Annotated in this window: 1 protein-coding gene; it reads right to left on the bottom strand. The window is 65.0% G+C overall.

Annotation, left to right across the window (positions count from 1 at the left end; all coding sequences use genetic code 11):
• The coding region (locus tag QHF83_RS53370; protein WP_282425891.1) for a reverse transcriptase domain-containing protein at positions 1–667 on the bottom strand (667 nt) is incomplete at its 3' end.
• Positions 668–795: the final 128 nt, after the last annotated feature.

The following is a 795-nucleotide window of genomic DNA, read 5'->3' as shown; positions in this document are numbered from 1 at the left end:
CCTTCTTGGACGGCCTGGTGCCGATGTACGGCTTGCCGTTCCGCCCATAGAAACGCCCCAGGGTGTACCCGAGGAAGTCGAACGCCCCCTCGGGCACCCTCACGAGCCGCGTTTTCTCCTCGTTCACTGTCAGCCCCAGCCGGCCCATCAATTCGCGCATCTTCGCCATGACCGCCACCCCGTGGCCGGGGCGGCAGCAGAGGACCAGATCGTCCGCGTAGTTGACCAGGCGAGCATCCGCTTCGTGCGCCACGCGGCTATTCCGAAATGCCAGGGCAAAGCGACGGAAATAGAGGTTCGCCAGCAGGGGCGAAATCACCCCGCCCTGCGGCGTCCCCCGATGTACGTCGCGTGCTGCTGTCGTCCGGATGTCACCACGAAACGAACGTTCGACGACCGGGGCGTTCAGCCACGCCTTGATCGCCGACAGTACTTGGCCATCGGCGACTCTGCGGGCCACGCTCTTCATGAGGGGGCCGTGCGGGATCGTGCCGAAATAATCGCGCAGATCGCCGTCGACAACCTCACGCCGACCGTCGACGAGGTGAAAGTGGACGCGACGGACCGCAAGCTTCGCGTCGAGCCCCTTCCTGAAGCCGTACTGCTCGTCGAGCAGATCGGCCTCGAAGATCGGGTTCAACACGAGGAGGAACGCCATCTGGACCACGCGGTCCCGAATGGTCGGTATCCCCAGCGGCCGCCTACCACCATTGCTCTTCGGGATCCACTCTCGCCGCAGGGGTGCAGGCGTATACCGCTTCGCCCGCAGCTCCCGCTGGAGGTTTCCGAGCCAGA

Origin of the sequence: Polyangium sp. 15x6, assembly GCF_029960785.1 — a bacterium.
Taxonomy (GTDB): Bacteria; Myxococcota_A; Polyangia; order Polyangiales; family Polyangiaceae; genus Polyangium.
The sequence above is the reverse complement of the archived record's forward strand: the minus strand, read 5'-3'. Positions and strand labels throughout refer to the sequence as shown.